Origin of the sequence: Streptomyces sp. 8K308 (genome assembly GCF_004348315.1) — a bacterium.
Classification (GTDB): domain Bacteria; phylum Actinomycetota; class Actinomycetes; order Streptomycetales; family Streptomycetaceae; genus Streptomyces.
In genome coordinates this window covers 1-1,357 of sequence record NZ_SMKC01000625.1, presented here as the reverse complement: position 1 = coordinate 1,357, position 1,357 = coordinate 1, and the positions used below count along the sequence as shown (strand labels likewise).

Annotated in this window: 1 protein-coding gene; it reads left to right on the top strand. The window is 79.4% G+C overall.

Going from position 1 to position 1,357, the window contains the following annotated elements; genetic code table 11:
* On the top strand, positions 1–1,357 hold a 1,357-nt coding region (locus E1265_RS36240; protein WP_165954030.1), incomplete at both ends, for a helicase-associated domain-containing protein.

The following is a 1,357-nucleotide window of genomic DNA, read 5'->3' as shown; positions in this document are numbered from 1 at the left end:
CCCGTGCGCTGGCTGCTCGACCGCGCCCTGCTGATGCCGACCGCGCCCGGCACGGTCGTGCTGCCCCGCGAGGTCGCGCTCGCGCTGCGCGGCGGCCGGGCCCACCGCGAGCTGTGCGCCGAACCGCCGGACCCGGGACCCGTCGTCGAGCACCCGCCGGCCACCGTCGACGCGGCGGCGGCCGGCGCCGCGCAGGCCGCCCTCGCCCTCGTCGAACAGCTGGCCACCTGCTGGTCGACAGAGGGCCCGGCCGTGCTGCGCGCCGGCGGGCTCGGCGCCCGCGAGCTCAAGCGGACCGCCGTGCTCCTCGACACCCCCGAGCCCGAGGCCGCGTTCTGGATCGAACTCGCCTACGCCGCCGGGCTGCTCGCCCCGGACGGCGAGGCCGACGAGCGGTGCGCGCCGACGCCCGGCTACGACGAGTGGCTCGCGCTGCCGGCCGCCGAGCGCTGGGCCGCGCTCGTCACGGCTTGGCTGGCGACCACCCGCGTCCCGGGACTCGTCGGCACCCGCGACTCCAAGGGCCGGCTGCTCGCCGCGCTCGGCCCCGGCCTCGACCGGGGCCCGGCCGCCGCGCTGCGCCATCGGGTGCTCACCCTGCTCGCCGCGCTGCCGGCGGGGCACGCGCCGGCAGCCGACGGGGTCCAGCGCCGCGTCGGTTGGGAGCTGCCCCGGCGGATGCCAGAGGAGACCAGGGTCCGGCTGTGCGAGGCGGTGCTCGCCGAGGCCGAGCGCCTCGGCGTCACCGGGCGCGGCGCGTTCGCCTCGTTCGCCCGCCCCCTGCTGCGGCTCCCGCGCCCCGACGGTCCCGCCGCGGCCGAGCAGCTGCGCGACCAGCTCCCGGAACCGCTCGACCACTTCCTCCTCCAGGCCGACCTGACGGCCATCGCGCCCGGGCCGCTGCGGCCCGACGTGCGGCGGATCATGGACGCCGCCGCCGACGTCGAGTCCAAGGGCGGCGCCACGGTCTACCGCTTCACCGCGGCCTCCGTCCGCCGCGCCCTCGACGCCGGCTGGACGCCGGACGAGCTGCACGCCTTCCTCGCCGACCACTCCCGCACGCCCGTGCCGCAGCCGCTCGGCTACCTCGTCGACGACGTGGCCCGCCGGCACGGCCGGCTCCGCGTCGGCGCCGCCACCAGCTACCTGCGGTGCGAGGACGAGGCGCTCCTCACCCAGCTCGTCGCCGACCGCCGCGCGGCGCCGCTGCGGCTGCGCCGGCTCGCCCCGACGGTGCTGATCTCCGAACTCGCCCCCGACACGCTGCTCACCCGGCTCCGCGACCTCGGCTTCGCGCCGGCGGCCGAGTCGGCGGATGGCGCGCTGGTCACGCTGCGCGCCGAGGCGCGCCGCACCC